Here is a 25,630-nt window from a genome sequence, read left to right on the forward strand (position 1 = left end):
TCCTCTTCCACAGCCGGAGCCGGAAATGCCAAACCGCAGCACAGTATCACGTCTTTTCACCCGTAAGGACGCCCTCGATCAGACCCGTCTGGTGTGCCAGGAAACGAGCCTTGAAGCCGCCGAGGGCGAGATTGTCCTGCGCCTGGACCTTTTCTCCCTGACCACCAACAACATCACCTACGCCGCCTTCGGCGACTCCATGCAGTACTGGCAGTTCTTCCCCACCGGCGAGGAAGGCTGGGGCCACATGCCAGTGAAGTGGGGCCGGAACAGGTCAGCCGGCACATTGGCGAAGGACTGCTGGACTTCTACCAGCAGGTCAGCCGACCGCCCCGTCCCTGGATAAGTGTGGTGGAAGGCCGGGGTTACGAAGCGGCGCAGGCCCTGATCGCCGACCTTTTCCACGGCCGGGTAGCCGCAGACGAAGGTCATGTGATCCGTCTCTGAGACGGATCAGGGCAAAGTGGCCCGCGTGACGTTGCGGCTGTGAGCGCCAAAATGGCGGATCAGCCGCACCAGCGCCTGGTTGAGCTGGACGTCTTCGGGCAGCGGTGCGAGCCGGTTGCCTTGGCTGAAGCCACTTTGCGCCTGCCCCCCAGCCAGCCAGTGGGCGATGCGAGCGTCGAAGTCGTCCGCGGCATCGTAGGACTCCTGTGACACAACCCTTCGCAGGGACTCGCCGTCAAAGGGTGGATAGTCACCGTCCGTGCGGTTATCCGCGTAGGCGCGCAACAGCGGATTGTCGTTGCTGCCTTCCCGCAGCAGCTTGCGCAGCCAGTCGGCCTGGTACTGCTCCACCTCGGTGTGGCGGTTGGCCACCTGTTCGATAGCCGCCAGCTTGTCGCTGTCCAGACCCACGGTGGCCTTCAGCGCGACCCAGATCAACCGCAGCGTGCCGTGCCCCGGCAGGGCCTTGGCGTGGTAAGGCTGGGTCAGGTCCTGGATGTAATGCAAACCCCAGCCGAGGAAGCGATAGCCCCAGTAAGGGTGGCCACTCTCGAAGGCGAAGCGCGCCAGGCCCAGATACTGGTAGACCCGCACCTCGGGATAGGTTCGCGCCAGGTAAGGTGCGGCGTGGTAAATGATCTCGTCCTCGTGGTAGTAGCCGATATGGAATGGCGCCTGGGACGAGAATTCGAAGCGGGCATCACCAAAAGGCTGCTTGCCGAAGTTGTAACGGGCACCCACTTCACCTGGATTGTCGCTGAACAGGTTAATGTCGTGTCCGTAATCCGGTTCATCGGCGGCGCTGGCCACCACTGCCAGGGCCGGCAGCATCTCGCCGGGATGCACCTGGTAGAAGCGCCATTCGCGCCACAGGCTGAGCTTGCGGAAGACCAACACGTCGGAGGCATCCAGCGGCGCCCGCCCGCTCCAGTCCATGCCTGGCAGGGCCTGGACGAAGTGGGCCAGCTTGATCTCCGGGTTCACTCGCAGCGCCATCAGGAACGCCTTGCGATGGTCACCACCGTGGAGGGGGATCCAGCGCAGGTCGTCGGGCCGGGCTGGGTAACCCGGCAGGTTGTCGCGGAAGAACTCCTCTTGCTCGTCCAGCAACTGTTCCAGGGCCACGCCCTCCTCTTCCAGGAAGGACGCCAGGCTCTCCACCTGCACCGGCGGCGCGTCCTTGATCTGCGGCAGGCCGGCCAGCGCCAGGGTGGTCCCCAGGGCATGGTTGGACCACGCCAGCGCCGCGGACGGCAGGCCGGCGAGGCTCAGGCTGAGGGCGAGCGCCAGGTACTTCATCGATCACTCCATGACAGGGTTTCGAGCAAGGCCCGGCAGGGTACCAGCCACGGCGGGCAGCTTCACTGTCCAGCCAGGACAGCCAGACTCACCGATCAAGCCGACAGGAATGACTTTAGTGCAATGCGCACAAGCGAAGCGGCCGCCCAAGGGCGGCCGCTGCTGTAAAGCCGATTCAGGATCTCACTGAATATCTTCGGGGATGACCACCACCCAGTTCTTGTCCGCCGTCACGGGCAGCCCCTGCTTGGCCTGGGCTTCTGCATTGCGCTTCTGCATGGCAGTGATCTGGTCCATGTACTTGGCCTTGCGGTTGACCCACAGATTGATACCGCCTTTAGCGACATCGGTGCCGTGGAACATCATGTAGCCGTCACTGATGGGCGTGTCGCCGGCGGCCAGGATCGGCTTCTTCCACTCGTCGATGTAGGTCAGGATTGCCGCGTACTTGCCGGACATCCAAGTGGCCGGAGTCCAGAGGTACGGGGTCAGCTCCAGGTCGAGGTTAGCCTTCTCGTCGTACTTGCCATCGGTGATCTGCTTGCGGCTGGTGGTCACGGCCCCCGTCTTGCGATCCTTCAACAGCGTGGTAACGCCGATGACGTTCTCAGGTTTCACGTTGTAGCCGTACCGCGGGTCGGACGCGACCATGCGCACCAGTTCTTCCAAGGCAGCGGTAATGATGTACACCTCGATACCGTTCTCGCTGAGCTTGTTCATCAGCTCCTTCTGGCCGGTGAATATCTTCGGTGGGTTGATCTCGATGGTCTTCACCTCGTCCCCGTCGTAATAGGTGGCGGGGATTGGCTTGCCATAGGCCATCAGCTCATCGACGTAGCCCTTCAGCTCACGCAGGGTAAAACCGGAAAACACCTGGGCGACCCAGGGGTAGCAAATCAGGTCGTCCGCTTCGCAAAGGCGATAGTAGTAGCTGTTCAGGCTTTCCTTGTGGCCCTTCACATCCTTGAAAGGAATCAGCTTGAGCGAAGGGTCCAGCTTTTCGCGGGTGAGAACGCCCTTCATCTCCAGGAACGGCAGCAGGGACTCCTCCAGGTCGTAGCGGTAACTGGTGTTATCCATGTCGAACACAGCGAAGTTACCCTGATTGGCGTGCTTGGCGATTAGCGCATCCAACTGCTTGGCGGCGGGCTCCGGCCAGTGCTTCAGCTCGGTGGCGGCCTGGGCGGCGCCGGCCAGTCCGAGGCACAGCACGGCGGACATCAATGTCTTGGCGATCTTCATCTTCTTGTCCCTTTGATGGGTTGCGTGAGCGTACGGAAGCCCTACTCCAGCTTCGCTGCCGAACCTAGCAAAGGCCCCGCCCGGCTCCCGCTCCAGAACGACCTCCGCCGTCTTCATCGCGCCATCGCATCACTGATGCAAATGCCGGGGGATTCAGCGCCTCTCGCCCGCCAGCGGCTAGACTCAAGGCCCCTCAGAGCCGCCAGGAGAAGCGTCATGCTCAAAGCCGAATACCAGACCCGTGGCCCAGTGCCCCAAGACGTGATCGAAGCCGTGGAGTTCGAGCTGCCGCCGGTAGGCGCCGGCCAAGCGCTGGTGAAAGTGCTGGCGGCACCGATCAATCCCTCAGATGTACTCACGCTCACCGGCGAGTACGGCATGCTGCCGCCGCTGCCCGCCATTGGCGGTAACGAAGGCGTGGGCGAAGTCGTGGAAGTGGCCGCCGATGTGACCAACCTCAAGCCCGGCCAGATCGTGCTGTTGCCGGTGGGTTGCGGTACCTGGCGCACCCACCTGATCGCTGACGCCAAGCAGTTGATCCCGCTGCCCAGCGCCGACCCGAAGCAACTGGCGATGCTCACCGTCAACCCGCCCACCGCCTACCTGATGCTGCGCGACTTCGTCGAGCTGCAAGCCGGTGATTGGGTGATTCAGAACGCCGCCAACTCGGGGGTGGGCAGCTACCTGATCCAGCTGGCGAAGATTCGCGGGCTGAAGACCATCAACGTGGTACGTCGCGATTCGGCGGTGGCCAGCGTACAGGCCGAAGGCGGTGACGCGGTGCTGGTAGACGGCCCTGACCTGCCCAAGCGTGTGCGCGAGGTCACCGGTGGCGCGCCGGTGAAGCTGGGCATCGACGCCGTGGGCGGCGCATCCACCGACCACCTGGCAGCCAGCCTCGCAGAAGGAGGTGTGCTGGTGAACTACGGCCGCATGAGCGGCGAACCCTGCCAGGTCAACCCCGGTTCCTTCGTGTTCCGCGACGTGACCCTGAAAGGTTTCTGGTTGGCCCGCTGGTTCCGCCAGGCCACTCCGCAGCAACAGATGCAGCTGTTCGGTGAACTGATCCAGCTGATCGCCAGCGGTAAGATCAAGGCACGCATCGCCGCCACCTATGACATCAGCCAGATCAAGGAAGCCGTCGCCGCCGCAGCCCGCGGCGAGCGTGATGGGAAGATCGTCCTGGTGCCATAAGCGCCCTCACCCCCGCCCTCTCCCGCAAGCGGGAGAGGGTGCAGAGCGTGGCCTATCCGAACTTCGACGCATTCCAGAAGGGGCGAATTAATTCGCTCTGTCTGCGTTAGCTGTTGCTAGAGATTGACCAGCGGACCAAGAGCCAGCTCCTACAGGCGATGCAGGTGCTTGCAACACGTAATGCAGACATAGCCAATTCATTCGCCAAGCGGGCCGCAGGTCCGCCGTGCTCACCTCAATGCAATACCCAGAACCCCAGCAAGCCCAGGTGCACGGCCACGATGAGCCAGAATTTCACCTGGTAAGCGACCTTGCGGTTCTTGTGGCGGATCAGCCTCTGGGCGAGCAGACCCCCCGGCCAGCCGCCCAGGAGTTCGTACAGGTGAAGGCGGGACTCGGGAGTACGTTGCGCTCCGGCCACGGCAAAGCGCTTGTCGCGCCAATACGCAACGAAGCAGACCAGGCTCATGAACGCGTAAGTCAGCAGCACCAACTGCCCCAGGCTGAGGCCGCCCGGCCATGGAAGAACCTGTTCGGCATGCTGCAGCAGCCCCATCATTGCGCCTGGATCGCTGGCCACCAAAGGCTGCGAAGCCTCCAGCGAAGCGCAGCCTCGATCGGTGTACTGCACCATCCCATCAGGCTGCACGCAGCGATAAACCTCAGCCGATACCGGGGCCGCCACGGACAGCGAAGCCAGAGCGGCGACCCGGCGCATCGTTACTCCGCTGCCGGCTTCTTGCGCTTGAGCGGCGCCAGGCCGTCACCGCTCACCACGCGGGATTCCTCACGCGGCTTGCTTGGCTTGCGCTTGGGCGCAGCAGACTTGGCGGGGGCTTTCTTGTCGCCTTTCTTGTCGGTCTTTTTCTTCTTGGTGCCGGCGGCCTTGCCAGAGGCCTTGACCTTCTTCGGGCCGGTGTAGGTGCCCTTCAGTTCCTTGATGACCCGGCGCTCGAACGTCTGCTTGAGGTAGCGTTCGATGCTGGACATCAGGTTCCAGTCGTTGTGACAGATCAGCGAGATCGCCAGCCCCTCGCCACCGGCACGACCGGTGCGGCCGACACGGTGCACATACTCGTCGCCGGAGCGCGGCATGTCGAAGTTGATCACCAGGTCCAAGCCTTCGATATCCAGGCCACGGGCCGCGATGTCCGTGGCCACCAGCACTTTGGTACCACCCTGCTTCACCCGCTCGATGGCCAGCCTGCGGTCCTTCTGGTCCTTGTCGCCGTGGAGTACGAACGCCTTGTAGCCCCCCGCCACCAGGTGCCCATAGAGACGATCGGCCTGGACGCGGGTGTTGGTGAAGATAATTGCCTTCTGGTAGGTCTCATTGGCCAGCAGCCAGCGTGCCAGCTGTTCCTTATGCTCGGGATGGTCCGCCGTGATGATCTGCTGGCGGGTGCTTTCATTGAGCTGGTCGACGCTGTTCAGGCGCAGGTGCAACGGGTCGCGCAGCACGCTGGCGGACACTTCGCGCAGCGCGGCGCCACCGGTGGTGGCGGAGAACAGCAGGGTTTGCTGGCGGCTGGCGCACTCGTTGGTCAGGCGCTGCATGTCTTCGGCGAAGCCCATGTCGAGCATGCGGTCGGCTTCGTCCAGCACCAGCACTTCCACTTCCTTGAGGTCGAGAGTGCCGGCATTGAGGTGTTCGATAAGGCGCCCCGGGGTTCCGACCAGGACGTCCGGCAGCTTGCGCAGCATCGCCGCTTGCACCTTGAAGTCCTCGCCGCCGGTAACGATGCCGGACTTGATGAAAGTGAACTGGGAGAAGCGTTCCACTTCCTTCAGGGTCTGCTGCGCCAGTTCACGGGTCGGCAACAGGATCAGCGAACGGATGCGCTCGCGCGGCTTGGCCTCGCCGATCAGGCGGTTGAGCAGCGGCAGGACGAAGGCGGCGGTCTTGCCGCTGCCGGTCTGGGCGGTCACCCGCAGGTCGCGCCCCTCCAGGGCCGGCGGAATGGCCGCCGCCTGCACCGGGGTCGGCTCGACGAATTTGAGTTCGGCAACGGCCTTGAGCAGACGTTCGTGCAGGGCGAATTGGGAAAACACAGGGCTACCTCGATCGAAAGCGTAAATAGCTGCATAGGTTACCCGGAGTCGCGAGCAAACGCCCGAATTCCGAGCGACGCAGCGACGGAAATCCCTGGCCGGTATACGCTCACGTCACCCGATCCCGGAGCCCGGCCATGCACGCAGCCCTGATCTACTGCGTCGCCGCCAGCCTCGATGGCTACATCCCGGAGAACCTGGCCCCGCTGCTGCGGGACCATCTATTACAGGCCCTGCCGGGCCTGCTTGCGAAGTAGGTGGGCGCTGTCCCAGCCGATCAGCAGCACGGCCAGCCAGATTGGCAGGTAGGTCCAGAGCTGGGCAGGGTTGAAAGGCTCACCCAGGAAAGCTACCGCTACCGCGAACAGCAGCACCGGTTCCACATAGCTGAGAATCCCGAAAAGCCCCAGGGGCAAGAGACGGCTGGACGCCATCATGGCGGCGAAAGCGAGAGTGCCCAGCAGCCCCAGCCCAGGAATCAGCCACCAAAGCTGCGGCGCCTGGCTGAACGCCCCCTGTGGCGAAAAACTTGCGATCAGCCAGATGGCCAGGGGCGCCAGCACCGCCATCTCCAGGATGAAACCGGACAGCGCATCCAGTTTCATCCAACGACGCAGCATGAAATAAGGCGGGTACCCCAGGGCGGTAGCCAGGGTAAGCCAGGAAAAGGCACGGGTCAGCCAGAGTTCATGGAGCACACCTGCCAGTGCACAGAGCACCGCCAGCAGTTGCAGTGGTCGCAGATGCTCGGCATAGAACACCCGACCAGCCACCACCATTGCCAGGGGCAGCAGGAAATAGCCAAGTGATACCTCCAGCATTCGCCCCTGCAACGGCGCCCAGAGGAACAGCCCCCATTGCAAGCCAATCAGCACCGCCGCCAACGGCAGAGCTGCCAACAACAAGGGTTCGCGCCGCAACCGACCGAGTACCGAGATGAACGTCGGCCACTGTCGGGTCAGCCCCAATAGGATGAACACCGCCGGAATCGACCAGAGCACCCGTTGGGCGAAAATCTGCACGCCATCCAGGGGCGCAAGCTCACCCACGTAACCCGGCATCAGGGCAAACAGGACAGACGCCGTCAGCGACAGCGCGACACCACGGCCCGACAGCCTCATGACCGCCTCGACACGTAGGAAAGGGAATGAAGCGAACTCATCTGGGGCCTCACAAAGCAGCCGGCGAACATACGCCTTCCTTGCCGCGAGCGGAAGCTTAACAACGGGCATAGTTGACCATCCGGACAGACCCGTCGTCGGCATTGTTGAAAACGGCATGGCTTGGTAATCCGGACCGGCCGCAGCGTCCCTCACTCCAAACCCTTCCTGGAGAGAGAATGGGCCATCCGCGCCAGGACGTGCTGCCAAGTCAGGCAGGAATGTTGGCGGGAACCCGCCCATTCGCGAAAACAGGTCGCCAGCCTGCATCTCTCCATTCTTCAAATAAAAAAGCCCGGCCTGAATCAGGCCGGGCAGTCAGCAGGCGTCCACGGAGCGGGAGGGACACCTGGCGGAGCTGGGGAGCTAACGGATCAGGCCACCTGGGCCATTTGAGCCCTGGCCGAGGCCAGGCCTTTTTCCTGGAACTCGCCACCCAAGTTCAGGCCTTCGGCGTGGATAAAGGTCACGTCATGGATACCGATGAAGCTCATGGCCTGGCGCAGGTAGGGTTCCTGGTGATCCATCGGGCTACCGGAATAGATACCGCCGCGAGTGGTCAGGACAATGGCGCGCTTGCCGGTGAGCAGACCTTTCGGGCCGGTTTCGGTGTACTTGAAGGTGACGCCGGCACGCAGCACATGGTCCAGCCAGGATTTCAGTGTGCTGGGGATGGCGAAGTTGTACATGGGGGCCGCCATCACCAATACGTCGGCAGCCAGCAGCTCTTCGGTCAGCAGATTGGAGCGCTGCAGGGCAGCCTTCTCGCTTTCGCTCTGCTGGTCGGCCGGCTTCATCCAGCCACCCAGCAGGTCGGCGTCCAGGTGCGGTACCTGGTCCACCGCGAGGTCGCGAACGGTAATTTCATCGGCTGGGTGAGCAGCTTGCCACTTGGCGATGAAGTCCTGGGTGAGCTGGCGGGAGACGGAGCCTTGCTGGCGGGCGCTGCTTTCGATGACGAGTACACGGGACATTTGGGCTACCTCCATCGGGGGTTGATTGCGTCGATGGGGCGCAGATTATGTCGTCACAAATCGATAAAAAAGCGTAAATATCCGCTACAACATATCAAGAAAGTTGATTTGTAGCAGGAGGGGCACTAGGCTGGTTCCTGCGCCCGAATCCGCATGCCGGCTACCTCGGATTGCAGGTCAGCTTGATCCGCAGCTTGATCACCGCGCGAGTGAAATTGGCGGTCAGGTAGGCGCTCTTGCCGCTCTCGATGAGCGCCTTGCGCACCTTGGGAGTTTCCGGGCCGTTGACGAACACTGCCTTGCACTCGGCCGTGGTCCCGCCCAGGTTCTGGATATTGATGGCGGCCAGGTTGTTGTCGATGTCGGTGGTGTCGTAAACGATCTCCGCACCGTTGTACTGCTTCTCCACCTCGATCGGGTAGGCGAAGGCCAGGGTTGGCAGCAGGGCGAACAAGGCACAACACAGTTTTTTCATGGGCGATCTCCAGTGCAGAGAACGCGAGCTTAACAGAGCGCCGCAAGCGGCATCAGCGCCATGGGCGCGCGCAATTTACCGGCATAAGCAGCTAGAGGAGCAGGACAGCATGAAAGCCCCGCGCGTTACCCTGGACCAGTGGCGCACCCTCCAGGCCGTGGTGGACCATGGCGGCTTCGCCCAGGCTGCCGAGGCTACACACCGTTCGCAATCCTCGGTCAGCTATACGGTTGCGCGCATGCAGGAACAACTGGGCGTCCCCCTGTTGCGCATCGAAGGGCGCAAGGCGGTGCTGACCGAAGCAGGCGAAGTGCTGTTGCGTCGTTCGCGGCAGTTGGTCAAGCAGGCCAGCCAGCTTGAAGAACTCGCCCACCACATGGAGCAGGGCTGGGAGGCCGAAGTACGCCTGGTCGTCGATGCGGCCTACCCCAACGCCCGCCTGGTGCGTGCACTGTCCGCCTTCATGCCGCAAAGCCGTGGTTGTCGCGTGCGCCTGCGTGAGGAAGTGCTGTCCGGTGTCGAGGAGGTGCTGCTGGAAGGCTCCGCGGACCTGGCCATTACCACCCTGGACATCCAGGGCTACCTGGGCGCGGGCCTCGGTTCGGTGGAGTTCATCGCGGTCGCCCATCCCGACCATCCCCTGCACCGACTGCAACGCCAGATCAACTTCCAGGACCTGGAGAGCCAACTGCAAGTCGTGATCCGCGACACCGGGCGCACCCAGCCACGCAACGTCGGCTGGCTGGGCGCCGAACAACGCTGGACGGTGGGCAGCCTGTCAACCGCCGCCAACTTTGTCAGCAGCGGCCTCGGTTTCGCCTGGCTGCCACGCCACCTGATCGAACGGGAACTCCAGGAAGGCCAGCTCAAGCCCTTGCCCATGGAGCAAGGCGGCAGCCGCCATCCCTCCTTCTATCTCTACGCCAACAAGGACAAGGCGCTCGGGCCGGCCTCGCAGATCCTGGTCGAACTGATCAAGACTTTCGACTCCGCTCCACTCGACGTTGCCTTCGCGGCACCAGTTTCCAGCATCTGACAGGAGGTCATGCATGTCCTACTTCGAGAACGATGGTTGTCAGCTTCACTACGAGGACTACGGCCATGGCATGCCGGTAGTGCTGGTCCACGGACTGGGTTCGAGCACCCGAGACTGGGAGTACCAGGTCCCTGCCCTGGCCGCCCACTACCGGGTGATCGTCCTGGATGTGCGCGGCCACGGCCGCTCCGACAAGCCTTACGAGCGTTACAGCATCGCCGCTTTCTCCGATGACGTGACGGCACTGATCGAGCACCTCGGGCTGATCGATGTCCATCTGGTGGGCATCAGCATGGGCGGCATGATCGGTTTCCAGCTCGGCGTCGATCATCCCGAATTGCTGCGCAGCCTGACCATCGTCAACAGCGGACCTGAGGTGAAGCCCCACTCGCCGAAGGACTACCTGGAAATCGCCAAGCGCTGGATCTTCTCGCGTCTGCTCAGCCTCGACCGCATTGCCAAGGCCCTGGGCAGCCTGCTGTTCCCGCTGCCCGAGCAGGCCGACTTGCGCCGCAAGATCGAAGAACGCTGGCCGCAGAACGACAAACGCGCCTACCTCTCGGCCTTGAACGCCATCATCGGCTGGGGCGTGCGGGATCGCCTGCGACGCATCCAGTGTCCTACCCTGGTGATCACCGCCGACCACGACTACACCCCGGTTTCGCAGAAAGAGGCCTACGTAAAGGAGATGCCCAACGCTCGCCTGGTGGTCATCGAGAACTCCCGTCACGCCACGCCGCTGGACCAACCCGACCGCTTCAACACCACCCTGCTCGACTTCCTGGCCGAAGTGGAGCGCAACAAGGAACAAAACCCATGCTGAAGAAACTCGTCCTGGGCGCCTGCGCCCTGCTCGTCTCCCTCACCGTAATGGCCGCCGACAAGCCCCATGTGCTGCTGACCACCAGTGCCGGGGAAATCGAAGTGGAACTGGATGCCGACAAGGCCCCGGTCAGCGTGAAGAACTTCCTCGACTACGTGGACGCCGGCTTCTACAACGGCACCGTGTTCCACCGCGTGATCCCCGGTTTCATGATCCAGGGCGGTGGTTTCGACACCGACATGAGCCAGAAGGACACTCGCGACCCGATCAAGAACGAGGCGGACAATGGCCTGCGCAACCTGCGCGGTACCCTGGCCATGGCCCGGACCCAGGCGGTGAACTCGGCCACGAGCCAGTTCTTCATCAACCACAACGACAACGCCTTCCTCGACCACGGCAGCCGCGACTTTGGTTACGCCGTGTTCGGCAAAGTGGTGCGCGGCATGGATGTGGTTGACCAGATCGCCAACGTGCCCACCGGAAACCGTGGCATGTTCCAGAACGTCCCAATGCAACCGGTGGTGATCCTCTCCGCCAAACGGCTCTGATCCTCTTGGCCCGGGCAGGACGCCCGGGCCAACCGCTCTTCCTCGGATGGACTCGCCATGCTCTTCCAACGCTTCGAGCGCCTGATCGACACGTTCCGCCAGGCGCCAGACGAGATGCCCCCGCGCAGTGTGCTGCGCTTCTATGTCCATTACCTGCGCCAGGTCTGGCCGATCTTCAGCGCCCTGCTGCTGGTCGGACTGATCGTCGCCCTGATCGAGGTCGCGCTGTTCAGCTTCCTGGGTCGCGTTGTCGACCTGGCACAAAGCACACCCAGCGGGCAGTTCTTCGCTCTGCACGGCTATGAACTGGCCTGGATGGCCCTGGTGGTCCTGTTGCTGCGCCCGCTGTTCAACAGCTTGCACGACCTGCTGGTCCACCAGGCGATCACCCCCAGCCTGACCAACCTGATCCGCTGGCAGAACCACCGGTACGTACTCAAGCAAAGCCTGGGCTTCTTCCAGAACGATTTCGCCGGACGTATCGCCCAACGCATCATGCAGACGGGCAACGCCCTGCGCGACTCGGCGGTGCAGGCGGTAGATGCCCTCTGGCACGTCCTCATCTACGCCGCCAGTTCCCTGGTGCTATTCGCTGAGGCCGACTGGCGCCTGATGCTGCCGCTGGCCATCTGGATCGTCGGCTACATCGCCGCCATCGCCTACTTCGTCCCCAGGGTCAAGCAACGCTCGGTGGAGTCCTCGGACGCACGCTCCAAGCTGATGGGGCGCATTGTCGACGGCTACACCAACATCACCACCCTCAAACTCTTCGCCCACACCCGCAAGGAAGAGGACTACGCTCGCGAGGCCATCGACGAACAGACCCGCAAGACGCAGATGACCGCACGGGTGATTACGGCCATGGACGCCACCATCACCGGCATGGGCGGCGCACTCATCGTCACCACCTGCGGCCTGGCCCTGTGGCTGTGGAACCAGGGACTGATCAGCGTCGGCGCCATCGCCCTCGCGGCCGGTCTGGTGATGCGTATCAACAGCATGTCCGGCTGGATCATGTGGGTAGTCACCGGCATCTTCGACAACATCGGCCAGGTCCAGGACGGTATGCAGACCATCGCGGTACCGCGCCAGGTGACCGACAGCAGGAGCGCCAAACCGCTCGAAGTCAGGCGTGGCGAAGTGCGCTTCGAGGATGTCGCCTTTCACTACGGCAAAGGCAGCGGTGTGATCGAGAACCTCGATCTGCGAGTGCGCCCCGGCGAGAAGATCGGCCTGGTCGGCCCTTCGGGCGCCGGCAAATCGACCCTGGTCAACCTGCTACTGAGGCTCTACGACCTGGAAGGCGGGCGCATCCTCATCGACGACCAGGACATCGCCCTGGTAACCCAGGAGAGCCTGCGGGCGCAGATCGGCATGGTCACCCAGGACACCTCGCTGCTACATCGCTCGATCCGCGATAACCTGCTCTACGGCCGCCCCGGAGCCAGCGATGCCGAACTGCAGGATGCCATTCGCAAGGCCCGTGCCGATGAATTCGTGCCACTGCTCTCGGATGCCAGTGGGCGCCGCGGCTTCGACGCCCATGTCGGCGAGCGGGGCGTGAAGCTGTCTGGCGGTCAGCGTCAGCGCATCGCCATCGCGCGCGTATTGCTCAAGGACGCGCCCATCCTGATCCTCGACGAGGCCACCTCGGCACTCGACTCGGAAGTGGAGGCCGCCATTCAGGAAAGCCTGGAAACCCTGATGCGCGGCAAGACGGTGATCGCCATCGCCCACCGCCTTTCCACCATCGCCCGTATGGATCGCCTGGTGGTGCTGGACAAGGGGTGCGTGGTCGAGAGCGGCAGCCACACGGAACTGCTGGCACAGGGGGGCCTGTACGCGCGCCTCTGGCAGCACCAGACCGGCGGCTTCGTCGGCGTGGAATGAGCCCTGCCGCGTCGCACTACTGACAATCCGACTTCATCCTGTAAATCAGGCATTCCGATCGTCACAGGCACAGCCGATGATTCATGACCACGCCCTAAGGACATGGCTTCCCAATTTCAAATGTATTGATCGGGATCGTGAACGCCCCGATAGACCAGGAAAGGGAAAATTTCCAGAAGCGCGACAAACGGTCGCAGCAACTCTAGCTCGGGCAATTCCGGGCGATCAAAAAACGCTCAAAGCAGGGTCGTCGAAGGGGGTCACTGAACTAACCGTTCTCGATGGGTCAGATAAAGTCCCTTGTAAGCGAAACCCAACAGAGGAATACAAGCCTTATGAAAATGGCCTCAGTTGTCAGCGCCCTGCTCTCCAGCCTCGCGCCCAGCGTATTCGCCCAGGATGGCCTTCAGAATCAAGGTGCCGGAGTGGCGCCAGTGGACTACCACTACGGGATGGAGATCGACGTCCAGAAAGTGCTGCACCGCACCGATACCTCCCAGAAAATCGGCGTCGTGCCGGTCACCCTCGTCTACGAAGACAGCGAAGGTGAAGTGCACAAGATCCGCTTCCTCGAGTGGGGCGGCAGCACCGTCACCCCCGACACCACCCAAATCGGCTGATCAGTCTCGCCGATAGGGCAGCAGGCCACGCGCCTCTTCCGCGTAGGCCAGCACCCCACCCCGCTCCTGCACCAGGAAATCGTCCACCGCGGCACGCAAGCCAGGATGGGCCAACCAGTGCCAGGAGCGGGTGATCACCGGCTCGAATCCTCGAATCAACTTGTGCTCACCCTGGGCCCCGGCATCAAAACGCTGGAGTCCTGTGGCAATGGCCTGGTCGATTCCCTGGTAGAAGCAGGTTTCAAAATGCAGCCTGTCGAACTCTGCCAGACACCCCCAGTAGCGCCCATAAAGGGTGTCTCCCCCCTGTAGCGAAAACGCCATGGCAACCGGTCGGTTCGATTGCAGCGCCAGCACCACGCGAATGGCCTCCGGCATCCGTTCGGCCAGCAGGCTGAAGAAGGCACGCGTCAGGTAGGGCGCCTGGCCCCGCACCCGATAGGTGTTGGCGTAACAGGCGTAGATGAAATCCCAGTCCGATTCCTCCAGTTCCTGGCCGCAGCGCCACTGGAACTCGATCCCCTGCCCCGCCACCTGCTCACGCTCCTTGCGGATCTGCTTGCGCTTGCGCGAACTCAGGGCGTCGAGAAAATCCTGGAAATCCCGATAACCGTGGTTGCGCCAGTGGAACTGACAGCCCAGGCGTTCCAGCCAACCTTCACGGCCATGCAGGTGATGGTCGGCAAAGGCGTCGGTGAAGTTGATGTGCAGCCCCGAAAGATCGTCAGCGGCGACATCGGCCACCACTGCGTCGAGCAGTTCGCCGGCCGCCGCGTCATCCACCGCCAGCAACCGTGCACCGCCTACCGGAGTGAAGGGTACTGCCGCCAGCAACTTGGGATAGTACGGGATACCAGCGCGCTGGCAGGCATCGGCCCAGGCCCAGTCGAAGACGTACTCGCCGTAGGAATGGCTCTTGAGATAGGCCGGCAGAGCAGCCTTCAGCTCGCCGTTCGCCCCACGCAAGAGATGATGAGCCGGGTGCCAGCCGCTACGGCCGCCCACGCTACCGCTTTCTTCCAGGGCGCAGAGAAAGGCGTGCTGCAGGAATGGCTGGTCGTCCGGCAGCAAGGCATTCCAGTGCTGCGGATCGATTTCAGAAAGGCGGGAAAGGGTCAGGATCGGCATGGCGCCAGTCTGGCGCGGGCCGCGATGGAAGAAAAGCGGGAACAAAAAAATGGGCGACCGAAGTCGCCCGAGGTGCCTTGCGTGCCTGTAAAACCGGAGTAACTCAACGCGGTTTGCGTTTTTGCGAGTCCTTCCAGATGAAGTAACCAACCCCGGCGAAGAAAGCGACCATGAGACCGACGGTGCCCATACCGGCAAGAACCACTGTATCGACGAACATGATCTGCCTCCTGCGTGTGGCGTTGTTGCTTCGATGGGTTCAAGGTACCCGCGCAGCAGGACGCGAAAATTGATCTGGATCAATAGCTTCCAACGGCCCGCGGAAAGGCGGTCGGGATACTGATCCAGGTCAATTTTCGGAGGGCATGAGACAGCGGGAACGATTGGAACAGACGCTTGGCGGGAGCCAATTCATTCGCGAATGAATTCGCCCCCCCGCAAAGCGGTGGACAGAATCTCGGTGGATCGCCGATCGGAGTGCGGGTAAGGCCGGAAGACCTCAGCGCTTCTTCGGCTTCTTGCCGCCCTTCTTGCCCTTGGGCTGAGAAAGGGGCATGGCCTGCTCGAATGCCTTGCGCATGTCGTTCAGGCGCTTTTCGTGGACGTCATGGATGCGTTTGTCGCGCTCGGCGCCGAAGTCGATCAGATTTTCGTCGTTGCTCATAAGCGGATCCAGCGGAAGGTGAGATTGAGCCGGGGGGCGCAAGGGATACGGGTCTTCGCCACCTGATGCTGCCAATGATGCTGCGTTGGCCCGCTCATGACCAGTAGCGCGCCATGGCCCAGCTCCAGGGAATGCTCGATGCGGCTCGCGCCCTTGCGGCGCAGGTCGAATCGGCGGGTGCCACCCAGATTGAGCGAAGCAACCAGCGGATTGCGCCCGAGCTCGGGTTCGTCGTCGCTGTGCCAACCCATGGAGTCCTGGCCGTCCCGGTAATAGTTGAGCAGAACCCCATTGAGAGGCTGCCCCACTGCCTCTGCAACCCGCGTGCGGATCTCCGCCAGCAGTGGCGTCCAGGGCAATGGCTGATGGGTCAGACCGGAATAGCGGTAGCTGGCCTCGGGGTCGCCGTACCACGCCACCAACCGTGGCACGGGATAGTAGCGGCCATGGAGATAAACTTCGGGCTGTTCCCAGGGCGTTTCAGCCACCAGCCGGGCCAGCCAATCGTTCGCCTGCGCCGAAGAAAGGAAGTGCGGCTCAAAGCGCAATTCAGCGTCGGGCAATCGGAGAGGGATATCGTCGAACAAGTCCACCGGTGTCGGCTCAAGGAAGAATCAGGCCCATTGTGCTCGGCTCAAACCTCCACATCCACCCACAACCCCTGACGCGGCAACTCGTCCAGCTCGGCCTGGTCTGCTTCAGCCACCTCCCCCGTGGCCAGTTCCTGGGGCGTGTAGCCCCGCCGTTGGCGCCGCCGCTGCTCCTCGCGCAGCAGTTCCTCGGCCTCCTGGGGATGGCGCTTGTCCAGGCTGACGGCACTCTCTTGTGCGCTCTCCTGCACGGGCGTGACCGGCGGAATGTCGGGGCGCGGCCTGACCACATCCTGCTGGGCGGTAACAGGGACCAGGCCTTGCGGAATGGGTGGCAACATGATGAAGCCCTCCTTTGGTCAGTCTGTCGGCCGTCTTTGCCGCTTCTTTACCGGCGCTCGCTACACTTTTGCGGATATACGGGCCGCATCCGGCGTCGCCCTGCGCCCTCGGTTCCGTTAACATACGCGGCTTTTTTCATCTCAGGGAGACACGCATGGCGCAGCAGTATCAACCGGGGCAACGCTGGATCAGTGACAGCGAAGCAGAGCTTGGGCTCGGAACCATCCTGACATCGGATGGCCGCCTGCTCACCGTGCTCTACCCGGCCACTGGCGAGACCCGCCAGTACGCGCTGCGCAATGCGCCGCTGACCCGCGTGCGCTTCGCTCCGGGCGACGAAATCACCCACTTCGACGGCTGGAAGCTCAACGTCCAGGAAGTCGAAGATATCGACGGCCTGCTGATCTACCACGGCATCACCGCGCAGAATGAGCCCCGCATCCTGCCGGAAACCCAGCTGAACAACTTCATCCAGTTCCGCCTGGCCAATGACCGCCTGTTCGCCGGCCAGATCGACCCGCACAAGTGGTTCGCCCTGCGCTACCACACCCTGGAGCACCGCTCGCGGCTGCTGCAATCCTCCCTTTGGGGCCTGGGCGGCACCCGCGCCCAGCCCATCGCCCACCAACTGCACATCGCCCGTGAAGTGGCCGACCGTGTAGCACCGCGCGTCCTGCTGGCCGACGAAGTGGGTCTGGGCAAGACCATCGAAGCCGGCCTGGTCATCCACCGCCAGCTCATCTCCGGTCGCGCCAGCCGGGTACTGATCCTGGTACCGGAGAACCTCCAGCACCAGTGGCTGGTGGAAATGCGCCGTCGCTTCAACCTGCAGGTCGCCCTGTTCGACGCCGAACGCTTCGCCGAAAGCGACGCCAGCAACCCCTTCGAGGACAGCCAGTTGGCCCTGGTATCCCTGGAGTGGCTGAAAAGCAGCGAGCGCGCCCAGGATGCAGCCTTCGCCGCCGGTTGGGACCTGCTGGTGGTCGACGAAGCCCACCACCTGGTCTGGCACCCGGAACAGGCCAGCCCCGAATACCGCCTGGTTGAGCAACTGGCCGAAACCATCCCCGGCGTGCTGTTGCTCACTGCCACCCCGGAACAACTGGGCCAGGAAAGCCACTTCGCACGTCTGCGCCTGCTGGACCCGAGCCGCTTCCACGATCTGGAAGCCTTCCGCGCCGAAAGCGCCAACTACCGCCCCGTGGCAGAAGCCGTCCAGGAACTGCTGGATCAGGGCCGCCTGAGCGACAAGGCCGAAGCGACCATCAAAGGCTTCCTCGGGGAAGAAGGCGAAGGCCTGCTCAAAGCCCTGGCCGCTGGCGACGAGGAAGCTGCTCCGCGCCTGGTGCGCGAACTGCTGGACCGCCACGGCACCGGCCGCGTGCTGTTCCGCAACACTCGCGCCGCCGTGCAGGGCTTCCCCGAACGTAACCTGCACCCCTATCCGCTGCCCAACCCGGTCGAGTACATGGAGTTGCCGATCGGTGACCACCCGGACCTCTACCCGGAAGTCAGCTTCCAGTCCCAGCAGGACAGCGGCGATGACGCCGAGCGTTGGTGGCGCTTCGACCCGCGCGTCGAGTGGCTGATCGACACCCTGAAAATGCTGAAGAAGTTCAAGGTGCTGGTGATCTGCGCCCACGCGGAAACCGCCCTGGACCTGGAAGACGCCCTGCGTGTGCGCTCCGGCATTCCTGCCACCGTGTTCCACGAAGGCATGAGCATCCTCGAACGCGACCGTGCCGCCGCCTACTTCGCGGACGAAGAGTTCGGCGCCCAGGTGCTTATCTGCTCGGAAATCGGTTCCGAGGGCCGCAACTTCCAGTTCGCCCATCACCTCGTGCTGTTCGACCTGCCGGCCCACCCGGACCTGCTGGAACAGCGTATTGGCCGTCTCGACCGGATCGGCCAGAAGCACACCATCCAGCTTCACGTGCCCTACCTGGAAACCAGCCCGCAGGAACGCCTGTTCCAGTGGTACCACCAGGCACTGAACGCTTTCCTCGCCACCTGCCCCACCGGCAATGCCATCCAGCACCAGTTCGGTCCGCGTCTGCTACCGATGCTCGAAGGCGGCGACGACGATGCCTGGAACGCCTTGGTGAACGAAGCCGAAACCGAGCGCAAACGCCTCGAAGGTGAAATGCACAACGGCCGTGACCGCCTGCTGGAGCTCAACTCCGGCGGTGCCGGTGAAGGCGAGCAACTGGTTGAGGACATTCTCGAGCAGGACGACCAGTTCGCCCTGCCCATCTATATGGAGTCGCTGTTCGAAGCCTTCGGTATCGACAGCGAAGACCACTCCGAGAACGCCCTGGTACTCAAGCCCGGCGAGAAGATGCTCGACGCAGGCTTCCCCCTCGGCGACGACGAAGGCGTGACCGTCACCTACGATCGCAACCAGGCCCTGTCCCGCGAGGACATGCAGTTCCTCACCTGGGAACATCCGATGGTGCAGGGCGGCATGGACCTGGTGCTCTCCGGCTCCATGGGCAACACCGCCGTGGCGCTGATCAAGAACAAAGCACTCAAGCCTGGCACCGTGCTGCTGGAGCTGATCTATGTCAGCGAAGCGGTGGCCCCGCGCGCCCTGCAGCTCAGCCGCTTCCTGCCGCCCAAGGCCTTGCGCTGCCTGCTGGACGCCAATGGCAACGACCTGGCCTCCAAAGTGTCTTTCGACACCCTCAACGACCAACTGGAAAGCGTGCCGCGCGGCAGTGCCAACAAGTTCGTCCAGGCCCAGCGCGACGTGCTCGCGGCACAGATCAACGCCGGCGAAGCCAAGATCGCCCCGCGCCATGCCGAACGCGTGGCCGAAGCCCAGCGCCGCCTGAAGGCCGAACTGGACGAGGAGCTCGCGCGCCTCACAGCGCTCCAGGCCGTGAACCCGAGCGTACGCGACAGCGAACTGGAAGCCGTTCGCCACCAGCGTGACGAGGGACTTCAACTGCTGGACAAGGCGGCCCTGCGCCTGGAATCGATCCGCATCCTCGTCGCAGGCTAAGGGCGGTTCGCAGGATGCGGCGGGCGGCGCTCCGTTTGAGCTAAGCGATACCCATCAGCAGGAATTGATGGGTATCGCTCAACCCGTCCTGCCGGGCACCCTGGTCATTAACGCACCTCAAAAAAACGGCCCGCAATTGCGGGCCGTTTTGCATTCGGACGTCGATCAGGCTGCTGCAGCCGCCAGCCCTTCACGCATGTTCGCCGCATCGCGCACGAAGCAACGCGCCGCCTGGAACAAAGCCAGCATGGTCAGGGTCAGCGCTACTGGCACCAGGAACATGGCGTTGTGCAGGCCCACGGCCTTGAACGTCTCGTTCATCTCGCTCGCGCCGGCCGCCAGCATCGCCGCCTGCGAGTAGTGGTCCGACAGAAGCCCCACGACCACCGGGCCAAGCCCCCCGCCCAGCAGGTAGAGACCGGCGAAGAACAGGGCCATGGCGGTCGCCCGCAAGCGCGGCTCCACCACATCCTGGATGGCGGTGTAGACGCAGGTGTAGAAGTTGTAGGCGAACAGCCAACCCAGACTGAAGATGGCAACGAACAGGCCAATCTCGATACGCCCGGCCAGCAGCGCATAGCCGGTGCAGACCGCCGCCACGAGCATGCTGAAGGCCGCCAGCAGAAGGCGGCCGCGCTCGGACTTCTGGTGCACCTTGTCCGCCACCCAGCCACCCAGCGTCAGCCCCACCAGGCCGGTAAGGCCAGTGATGATGCCCGTGGCAATGGCAGCCTGCTCCAGCGGCATCAGGAAGTAGCGTTGCAGCATCGGCACCATGAAGGAGTTGGTGGCATAGGTTGCGAAGTTGTAAGTGAGACCTGCGAGGGTCAGCCACCAGAAGGTGCGGATCGCCAGCACCCGGCGCAGCGGTTTGTCTACCGGTGTTGCGGAGGACACCTTTACGGCTTCGGCCGCGCCGCGGGCAGGCTCCTTGATGAAGAACATGAACAGCGCCAGGATCAGCCCCGGCACGGCGGCGATGAAGAACGGTGCACGCCAGCTGTCGAAGGCCTTGACCATGGCGCCGATAGTGAAGAAGGCCAGCACCAGGCCGAGTGGCAGACCGAGCATGAAGATGCCCATGGCGCGGGCGCGCTTGTGAGCGGGGAAGAGATCGCCGATCAGCGAGTTGGCCGCTGGCGCGTAGCTGGCTTCACCAATGCCGACCCCCATGCGCACCAGCAGGAAGCTCCAGAAGTTCCAGGCCAGGCCGTTCACCGCGGTCAGGCCGCTCCAGACCGCCAGGCCCCAGCCCATGATTTTATTTCGCGCACCGGTATCGGCCATGCGCCCCAGCGGCACGCCGGCGACCGCGTAGACCAGCGTGAATGCGGTTCCGATCAGGCCCAACTGGAAGTCGCTCAAGCTCCACTCATGACGCACCGGCTCGATGATGATGGCCGGGATGGTGCGGTCGAAGAAGTTGAACAGGTTCGCCAGGAACAGCAGAAAGAGCACGCGCCAGGCATTGGCCGCTTGAGGAGATTGCTGCATGAGTCGGTCTCGTTGTTGTTGTCAGGCCCCCGGGTAACCGCAAGCCGGGGTCGATACTGCAATCTAGAGGGTCCAGCAGACCACTGTCTGCGAAAATTAGTTTGATTTATGTAACCCGATGCGGCGGCGATGAAGACCAGCCCCTGCCGGCCATCCCCCACCGACGACCGTTCAGCGCTCAGGTACGGACGTCCAAACTAGGACACCCACGCTGGCTATACTGACGGCATTGTGCCAGCAACCCCCTCCCCCGAAGTCTAACCGTCTGCATGGGAATCCCCTCTATGGACTGGCTGGGCCTGCGTTTCGGTACTGCACTTCCCGCGGATGGCCAGATATTGCTGGCATGCACCCACAACAGCTGGCTTGTGCTGCTGGCTTTCCTCGTGGCCTCGGGTGCCAGCTACTGCGCCTTCGACATGGTCGAGCGGGTCACCCATGCCCAGCAGCCGGAAACCCGGCGACGCTGGAGTTGGCTCGGCGCCGGCTGCCTGGGTGGCGGCATCTGGACGATGCACTTCATCGCCATGCTGGCCTTCGAGGCACCGATCGCCATCGACTACGACATCCCCACCACTACGCTTTCCCTGATGATCGTAATCGCCGCCTCATTGGTGGGCATGCACACCCTCGGCCGCTCCAAGGTCGAACCGCATCACTATATGGCTGCGGCGCTGGCCGTCGGCCTCGGCATCGCCCTCATGCACTACTGCGGCATGGCCGCCATCCGCTCGGTGGCGACCCAGTACTACCACCCTGGCATGGTCGCCATCTCGGTAGGCGTCGCCATCGCTGCCAGCATGGCCGCCATGCTTCTGTCCACCTTCTTTCGCGAGCGCTGCGAAGGCCACCAACTGCTCAAGATCCCTGCCAGCCTTACCATGGGGGGCGCCATCTGCAGCATGCACTTCACCGGTATGCTGGCCCTGCAACTGGCGGTACCGGAGGGCACCGAACTGTATCTGGACCGTGCGGACAATGCCGTACAGCTTGGTTCCAGCCTGGCGGTAATTGCCAGCATGGTGCTGCTTTTTGCCCTGGGCGTGGCCTGGGTCGACAAGAAACTGCAACGCAAGGAGCTCGACCTGCAGCATGTCAGCAACCTGCTGGGTGAACTGGAGCAGGTGAAGGTGAAACTGCAGAACGTTGCCCATTTCGACCCCTTGACCAGCCTCCCCAACCGGCGTGCCTTCAACGAATACTTCCTGGAAAAGCTGCAAACCCACGCCGATTTCAAGCAGCCACTGGCGGTCATGTTTCTCGATGTCGACCACTTCAAGCGCGTCAACGACAGCCTGGGCCACGACGCGGGCGATGAGTTGCTCAAGGTGGTGGCCGAACGGGTACGCAGCGTGCTGCGTCGCGAAGATGTGATCGCGCGGCTGGGAGGCGACGAATTCTGCGTGCTCGCCAGCCTGGGCAACCTGATGGAGGCCAAGGCCCTGTCCCAGCGCATCATGGAGCGCATGAAGGAACCCATCACCCTGGCCGGGCGCAACGTCACCATGACTACCAGCATCGGCATCAGCCTCTACCCGGACGATGGCGAAACCTTCGAGGAACTGCTCAAACATGCAGACCTCGCGCTCTACCAGGCCAAGAGCAGCGGACGCAACAACCTGCACTTCTTCAGCCGCCATCTGAAGAACAAGGCCACCTTCGAGCTGCAACTGGAAGAGGAACTGCACCTCGCGCTGGCCAAGGATCAGGGCCTGTTCCTCAGTTACCAGCCGATCCTCGACCTGCACTCTGGCCAGGTGACCAAGCTGGAAGCCCTGGTGCGCTGGCAACACCCACAGCTCGGCCTGCTGCCGCCGGATCGTTTCATCGGCGTGGCCGAGGCCAACGGATTCATCGCCCAGCTGGACACCTGGGTGCTGCGCCAAGCCTGCCGGGACCTGGCCAGCCTGGCCGCCCAGGGTTTCCAGGACCTGCGCGTTGCAGTTAACTGCTCGGCGCTCAACCTCTGCCGCGACGAGTTGGCAGACGAAGTGCAACGCGCCCTGCGGGAGACCGGCGTACGGCCGCAACGGCTGGAGCTGGAAGTCACCGAAAATGCCCTGATGCACAACGTCAACCAAGCCCTGCACCTGCTGGAGCGTATCCGCAATCTGGGCGTAAGCATCTCCATCGACGACTTCGGCACCGGCTACTCGTCGCTCGCCTACCTGAAGCGCCTGCCCCTGGATACCCTGAAGATCGACCGCTCCTTCGTCATGGACATCCCCGGCAGCCATGCCGACATGGAGATCGTCCAGGCCATCATCGGCATGGCGCACACGCTGCACTTGCAGGTGGTGGCCGAAGGGGTGGAGACCCGCGAACAGCTGGACTTCCTGCGCGGCCATGGCTGCGACTACATCCAGGGCTATCTGCTCAGTCGTCCCCAGCCACGGGTCAACATCGAAGAATTCCTGCGCCACCCCCACGGGCTGGGCAGCAGCAATGTGCTGCCCTTGAGGCCGGTGGATTCGAATCCGGCGTGAAGGGTTGAATCAGCCCCGCGCTGGCCGACGCTGCCGCAAATACTCCAGCACCGCCGCCTGTTCCCCGGCGAACTCGATACGCGACGCCTTGCTCTCGCGCTGAAACGCGTACATGGGGTCGTAATACTCGCGCAGCAGGCCTTCGATCCAGCCCCGGTGCAAGTCCACATTGCCGGTCGCTTCCTGCTCGACCAGGGCCTGGTCCATCAGCGCCGTCATGCGCTGGTGGCGTTCGCCGCCCAGGCGTCGAACGATGTTGTCCAGGCTCTGGCGCAACCGTTCGGCGAAGCGCGCGAAGCCATGCTCGTCGCCGTGGGTCGCGATGAACTCCGCGCACAGGTTCACCACGTAATCGCGCAGGATGCGCTCCACCCGGTCCTCGAAACTGTCGTCGAGCCAGACCAGCGGGAATGCCTGCATGCCCTGGTAAAGCTCCAGCGGAACCGAGCAACTGCCGACGATGCGCCCTTCGTCCTCCAGCACGAACTGTTCATGACCCGCTGCACGCTTCTTCAGGATGTCGATGGCCAGCGTGTTTTCGAAGTCGATCTGCGCCGGTTGCGGGGTTGCGCGCTTGCCGAAACTGGAACCGCGGTGGTTGGCGTGGCCTTCCAGGTCCAGGCTATTGGCCAACTGGGCGATCACGTCGGTCTTGCCGGTACCGGTGAGGCCGCCGACCAGCACGAAGTCGCACTGGGTCACGGCATCCTGGGTGGTTTCCAGGAGGAAGGTCCGCATCGCCTTGTAGCCACCTTTTACGCGCGGATACTCGATGCCCGCTTCCGTCTTCAGCCATTGCTGAACCAGCTGTGAACGCAGCCCGCCACGGAAACAGTAGAGATAACCCTGGGGATTGGCGCGGGCGAAGGCGGCCCAAGCCTCGATGCGCTCCGCCTTGATGGCGCCGCTGACCAATTGGTGGCCAAGGGCGATGGCAGCGTCCTGGCCATGCAGCTTGTAGCTGGTACCTACTTTCTGCCGCTCGATGTCGGTCATCAGCGGCAAGTTGACCGTATGCGGGAATGCGCCCTTGACGAACTCGACCGGCGCGCGGGCGTCCATCATCGGCAGGTCATTGAGGAAGATGTCGCGGTAATTCGAGGTGTCCGGACGCATCAGAACACCTCAACCGCGAGACTCTGTCGCTCGTGCAGCTTGCCAATAGGTGCCAGTTGCAAGCCAAGCTCCTCGGCCACTGCGAGGAATTCCGCCTCCCCTTCCGGAGTCACCGCCACCAGCAGGCCGCCGCTGGTCTGTGGATCGCAGAGCAGCAGCTTCTGTACCTCAGCCAAAGGTGCCAGGCGATCGCCGTAACTGTCGAAGTTGCGCAGGGTGCCGCCGGGCACGCAGCCCTGTTCCAGGTAGTACTCCACGCCAGGCAGGCTGGGCACCTTGGCGTACTCGACACGGGCGGTGAGGCCACTGCCGTCGGCCATTTCCACCAGGTGGCCGAGCAGGCCGAAACCGGTGACATCGGTCATCGCCTTGACCCCTGCCAGCTTGCCGAAGCGGCTGCCGGGCTTGTTCAGGGTGCACATCCAGTCGCGGGCCAGCCCTACATCGGCCTCGCGCAGTTTGCCCTTCTTCTCGGCGGTGGTGAGGATGCCGATGCCCAGCGGCTTGGTCAGGTAAAGCTTGCAGCCGGCGGTGGCGGTGTCGTTACGCTTCATGTGGCGCTTGTCCACCACGCCCGTGACGGCCAGGCCGAAGATCGGCTCGGGAGCATCGATCGAGTGCCCACCGGCCAGGGGAATGCCCGCCTCGTCGCACACCGAGCGGCCACCACGTATCACTTCGCGAGCCACTTCCGGCGGTAGCAGGTTGACCGGCCAGCCGAGAATGGCGATGGCCATCAGCGGGTCGCCGCCCATGGCATAGATGTCGCTGATGGCGTTGGTGGCGGCAATGCGGCCGAAGTCATAGGGGTCGTCGACAATCGGCATGAAGAAGTCGGTGGTGGACACCACACCGCGCTCCTCGTCCAGGGCGTAGACCGCAGCGTCGTCCCGGGAGGCGTTGCCCACCCAGAGCTTGGGGTCGAGGTTCTGCGCGCCGCTGCCGGCGAGGATCACCTCCAGCACCTTGGGGGAAATCTTGCAGCCGCAACCAGCACCGTGGCTGTACTGGGTGAGGCGAATGGGGTCAGTCATGGTGTTCTCTCT

Annotated in this window: 24 protein-coding genes; 9 read left to right on the top strand and 15 right to left on the bottom strand. The window is 63.2% G+C overall.

Annotated elements, in window-relative coordinates:
* Nucleotides 1–25: 25 nt before the first annotated feature.
* Nucleotides 26–346 carry a DUF2855 family protein gene (locus E8F20_RS03130; protein WP_280282399.1) on the top strand — a complete coding sequence of 107 codons (321 nt, stop codon included), beginning with the start codon at nt 26–28 and terminating at the stop codon, nt 344–346.
* 107 nt (nt 347–453) lie between these two features.
* Here E8F20_RS03130 and E8F20_RS03135 read toward each other — a convergent pair whose 3' ends face one another.
* Together E8F20_RS03135 and E8F20_RS03140 are read right to left on the bottom strand one after the other, a co-directional pair.
* The gene (locus E8F20_RS03135; protein ID WP_280282400.1) at nt 454–1,746 is read right to left on the bottom strand and encodes a phospholipase; all 1,293 of its coding nucleotides are present in this window, start codon (nt 1,744–1,746) and stop codon (nt 454–456) included.
* 183 nt (nt 1,747–1,929) lie between these two features.
* Nucleotides 1,930–2,988: a haloacid dehalogenase-like hydrolase gene (locus E8F20_RS03140; protein ID WP_280282401.1), complete on the bottom strand. Its 1,059-nt coding sequence runs from the start codon at nt 2,986–2,988 to the stop codon at nt 1,930–1,932.
* Between the two features lie 216 nt (nt 2,989–3,204).
* On the opposite strand from E8F20_RS03140, the gene E8F20_RS03145 reads away from it, so the two are divergent.
* Nucleotides 3,205–4,182: a zinc-dependent alcohol dehydrogenase family protein gene (locus E8F20_RS03145; protein ID WP_280282402.1), complete on the top strand. Its 978-nt coding sequence runs from the start codon at nt 3,205–3,207 to the stop codon at nt 4,180–4,182.
* Nucleotides 4,183–4,417: 235 nt separating this feature from the next.
* Here the strand turns inward: E8F20_RS03145 and E8F20_RS03150 are convergent, their stop codons facing one another.
* The 5 genes from E8F20_RS03150 to E8F20_RS03170 form a co-directional block, all read right to left on the bottom strand.
* On the bottom strand, nt 4,418–4,900 hold the full coding sequence (locus E8F20_RS03150) for a DUF1294 domain-containing protein (RefSeq protein ID WP_280282403.1): 483 nt from the start codon (nt 4,898–4,900) through the stop codon (nt 4,418–4,420).
* Nucleotides 4,901–4,902: 2 nt separating this feature from the next.
* Entirely contained in the window at nt 4,903–6,234 is a 1,332-nt protein-coding gene (locus tag E8F20_RS03155) for a DEAD/DEAH box helicase (RefSeq protein ID WP_280282404.1), read from the bottom strand.
* A gap of 224 nt (nt 6,235–6,458) precedes the next feature.
* On the bottom strand, nt 6,459–7,355 hold the full coding sequence (gene rarD / locus E8F20_RS03160; RefSeq protein WP_280282405.1) for an EamA family transporter RarD: 897 nt from the start codon (nt 7,353–7,355) through the stop codon (nt 6,459–6,461).
* Between the two features lie 413 nt (nt 7,356–7,768).
* Nucleotides 7,769–8,368, bottom strand: coding sequence for an FMN-dependent NADH-azoreductase (locus tag E8F20_RS03165; protein ID WP_280282406.1), 600 nt, complete (start codon nt 8,366–8,368; stop codon nt 7,769–7,771).
* Nucleotides 8,369–8,528: 160 nt separating this feature from the next.
* Entirely contained in the window at nt 8,529–8,843 is a 315-nt protein-coding gene (locus E8F20_RS03170; RefSeq protein ID WP_280282407.1) for a 3-phosphoglycerate kinase, read from the bottom strand.
* A 109-nt stretch (nt 8,844–8,952) separates the two neighbouring features.
* Between E8F20_RS03170 and E8F20_RS03175 the strand changes: the two genes are divergently transcribed.
* The 5 genes from E8F20_RS03175 (at nt 8,953) to E8F20_RS03195 (ending at nt 13,760) form a co-directional block, all read left to right on the top strand.
* Nucleotides 8,953–9,879, top strand: coding sequence for a LysR family transcriptional regulator (locus E8F20_RS03175; RefSeq protein ID WP_280282408.1), 927 nt, complete (start codon nt 8,953–8,955; stop codon nt 9,877–9,879).
* A 13-nt stretch (nt 9,880–9,892) separates the two neighbouring features.
* Nucleotides 9,893–10,702 (top strand): alpha/beta hydrolase, encoded by an 810-nt coding sequence (locus tag E8F20_RS03180; RefSeq protein ID WP_280282409.1) that lies wholly within the window; start codon nt 9,893–9,895, stop codon nt 10,700–10,702.
* Nucleotides 10,696–11,250, top strand: a complete 555-nt coding sequence (locus E8F20_RS03185; RefSeq protein WP_280282410.1) for a peptidylprolyl isomerase — start codon at nt 10,696–10,698, stop codon at nt 11,248–11,250. The genes E8F20_RS03180 and E8F20_RS03185 overlap by 7 nt, the downstream gene beginning before the upstream one ends.
* Nucleotides 11,251–11,307: 57 nt before the next feature.
* Nucleotides 11,308–13,140: an ABC transporter ATP-binding protein gene (locus tag E8F20_RS03190; RefSeq protein WP_280282411.1), complete on the top strand. Its 1,833-nt coding sequence runs from the start codon at nt 11,308–11,310 to the stop codon at nt 13,138–13,140.
* Nucleotides 13,141–13,475: 335 nt separating this feature from the next.
* Nucleotides 13,476–13,760 carry a DUF2790 domain-containing protein gene (locus E8F20_RS03195; protein WP_280282412.1) on the top strand — a complete coding sequence of 95 codons (285 nt, stop codon included), beginning with the start codon at nt 13,476–13,478 and terminating at the stop codon, nt 13,758–13,760.
* Here the strand turns inward: E8F20_RS03195 and E8F20_RS03200 are convergent, their stop codons facing one another.
* From E8F20_RS03200 to E8F20_RS03220, 5 genes are all read right to left on the bottom strand, one after another.
* The gene (locus tag E8F20_RS03200) at nt 13,761–14,888 is read right to left on the bottom strand and encodes a GNAT family N-acetyltransferase (RefSeq protein WP_280282413.1); all 1,128 of its coding nucleotides are present in this window, start codon (nt 14,886–14,888) and stop codon (nt 13,761–13,763) included.
* Nucleotides 14,889–14,991: 103 nt separating this feature from the next.
* On the bottom strand, nt 14,992–15,108 hold the full coding sequence (gene ccoM / locus E8F20_RS03205; RefSeq protein ID WP_280282414.1) for a cytochrome c oxidase subunit CcoM: 117 nt from the start codon (nt 15,106–15,108) through the stop codon (nt 14,992–14,994).
* A gap of 279 nt (nt 15,109–15,387) precedes the next feature.
* A complete protein-coding gene (locus E8F20_RS03210) occupies nt 15,388–15,552 on the bottom strand; it encodes a hypothetical protein (RefSeq protein WP_169338765.1) in 165 nt (54 codons plus the stop codon).
* Nucleotides 15,549–16,145, bottom strand: coding sequence for an alpha-ketoglutarate-dependent dioxygenase AlkB (locus E8F20_RS03215; RefSeq protein ID WP_280282415.1), 597 nt, complete (start codon nt 16,143–16,145; stop codon nt 15,549–15,551). The genes E8F20_RS03210 and E8F20_RS03215 overlap by 4 nt, the downstream gene beginning before the upstream one ends.
* A 41-nt stretch (nt 16,146–16,186) precedes the next feature.
* Nucleotides 16,187–16,483 (bottom strand): aspartate-semialdehyde dehydrogenase, encoded by a 297-nt coding sequence (locus E8F20_RS03220; protein WP_280282416.1) that lies wholly within the window; start codon nt 16,481–16,483, stop codon nt 16,187–16,189.
* Nucleotides 16,484–16,638: 155 nt separating this feature from the next.
* Between E8F20_RS03220 and rapA the strand changes: the two genes are divergently transcribed.
* Nucleotides 16,639–19,488 carry an RNA polymerase-associated protein RapA gene (gene rapA, locus E8F20_RS03225; protein ID WP_280282417.1) on the top strand — a complete coding sequence of 950 codons (2,850 nt, stop codon included), beginning with the start codon at nt 16,639–16,641 and terminating at the stop codon, nt 19,486–19,488.
* A gap of 165 nt (nt 19,489–19,653) precedes the next feature.
* Here rapA and E8F20_RS03230 read toward each other — a convergent pair whose 3' ends face one another.
* Nucleotides 19,654–20,982 carry an MFS transporter gene (locus E8F20_RS03230; protein ID WP_280282418.1) on the bottom strand — a complete coding sequence of 443 codons (1,329 nt, stop codon included), beginning with the start codon at nt 20,980–20,982 and terminating at the stop codon, nt 19,654–19,656.
* Between the two features lie 284 nt (nt 20,983–21,266).
* On the opposite strand from E8F20_RS03230, the gene E8F20_RS03235 reads away from it, so the two are divergent.
* Nucleotides 21,267–23,468 (top strand): bifunctional diguanylate cyclase/phosphodiesterase, encoded by a 2,202-nt coding sequence (locus tag E8F20_RS03235; protein ID WP_280282419.1) that lies wholly within the window; start codon nt 21,267–21,269, stop codon nt 23,466–23,468.
* A gap of 9 nt (nt 23,469–23,477) precedes the next feature.
* Here E8F20_RS03235 and mnmH read toward each other — a convergent pair whose 3' ends face one another.
* On the bottom strand, nt 23,478–24,584 hold the full coding sequence (gene mnmH, locus E8F20_RS03240) for a tRNA 2-selenouridine(34) synthase MnmH (protein WP_280282420.1): 1,107 nt from the start codon (nt 24,582–24,584) through the stop codon (nt 23,478–23,480).
* Nucleotides 24,584–25,618, bottom strand: a complete 1,035-nt coding sequence (selD, locus tag E8F20_RS03245) for a selenide, water dikinase SelD (protein WP_280282421.1) — start codon at nt 25,616–25,618, stop codon at nt 24,584–24,586. Before selD ends, mnmH begins: the two co-directional genes overlap by 1 nt.
* Nucleotides 25,619–25,630: the final 12 nt, after the last annotated feature.

Source organism: Pseudomonas sp. BN415, from assembly GCF_029871195.1.
GTDB lineage: Bacteria > Pseudomonadota > Gammaproteobacteria > Pseudomonadales > Pseudomonadaceae > Metapseudomonas > Metapseudomonas resinovorans.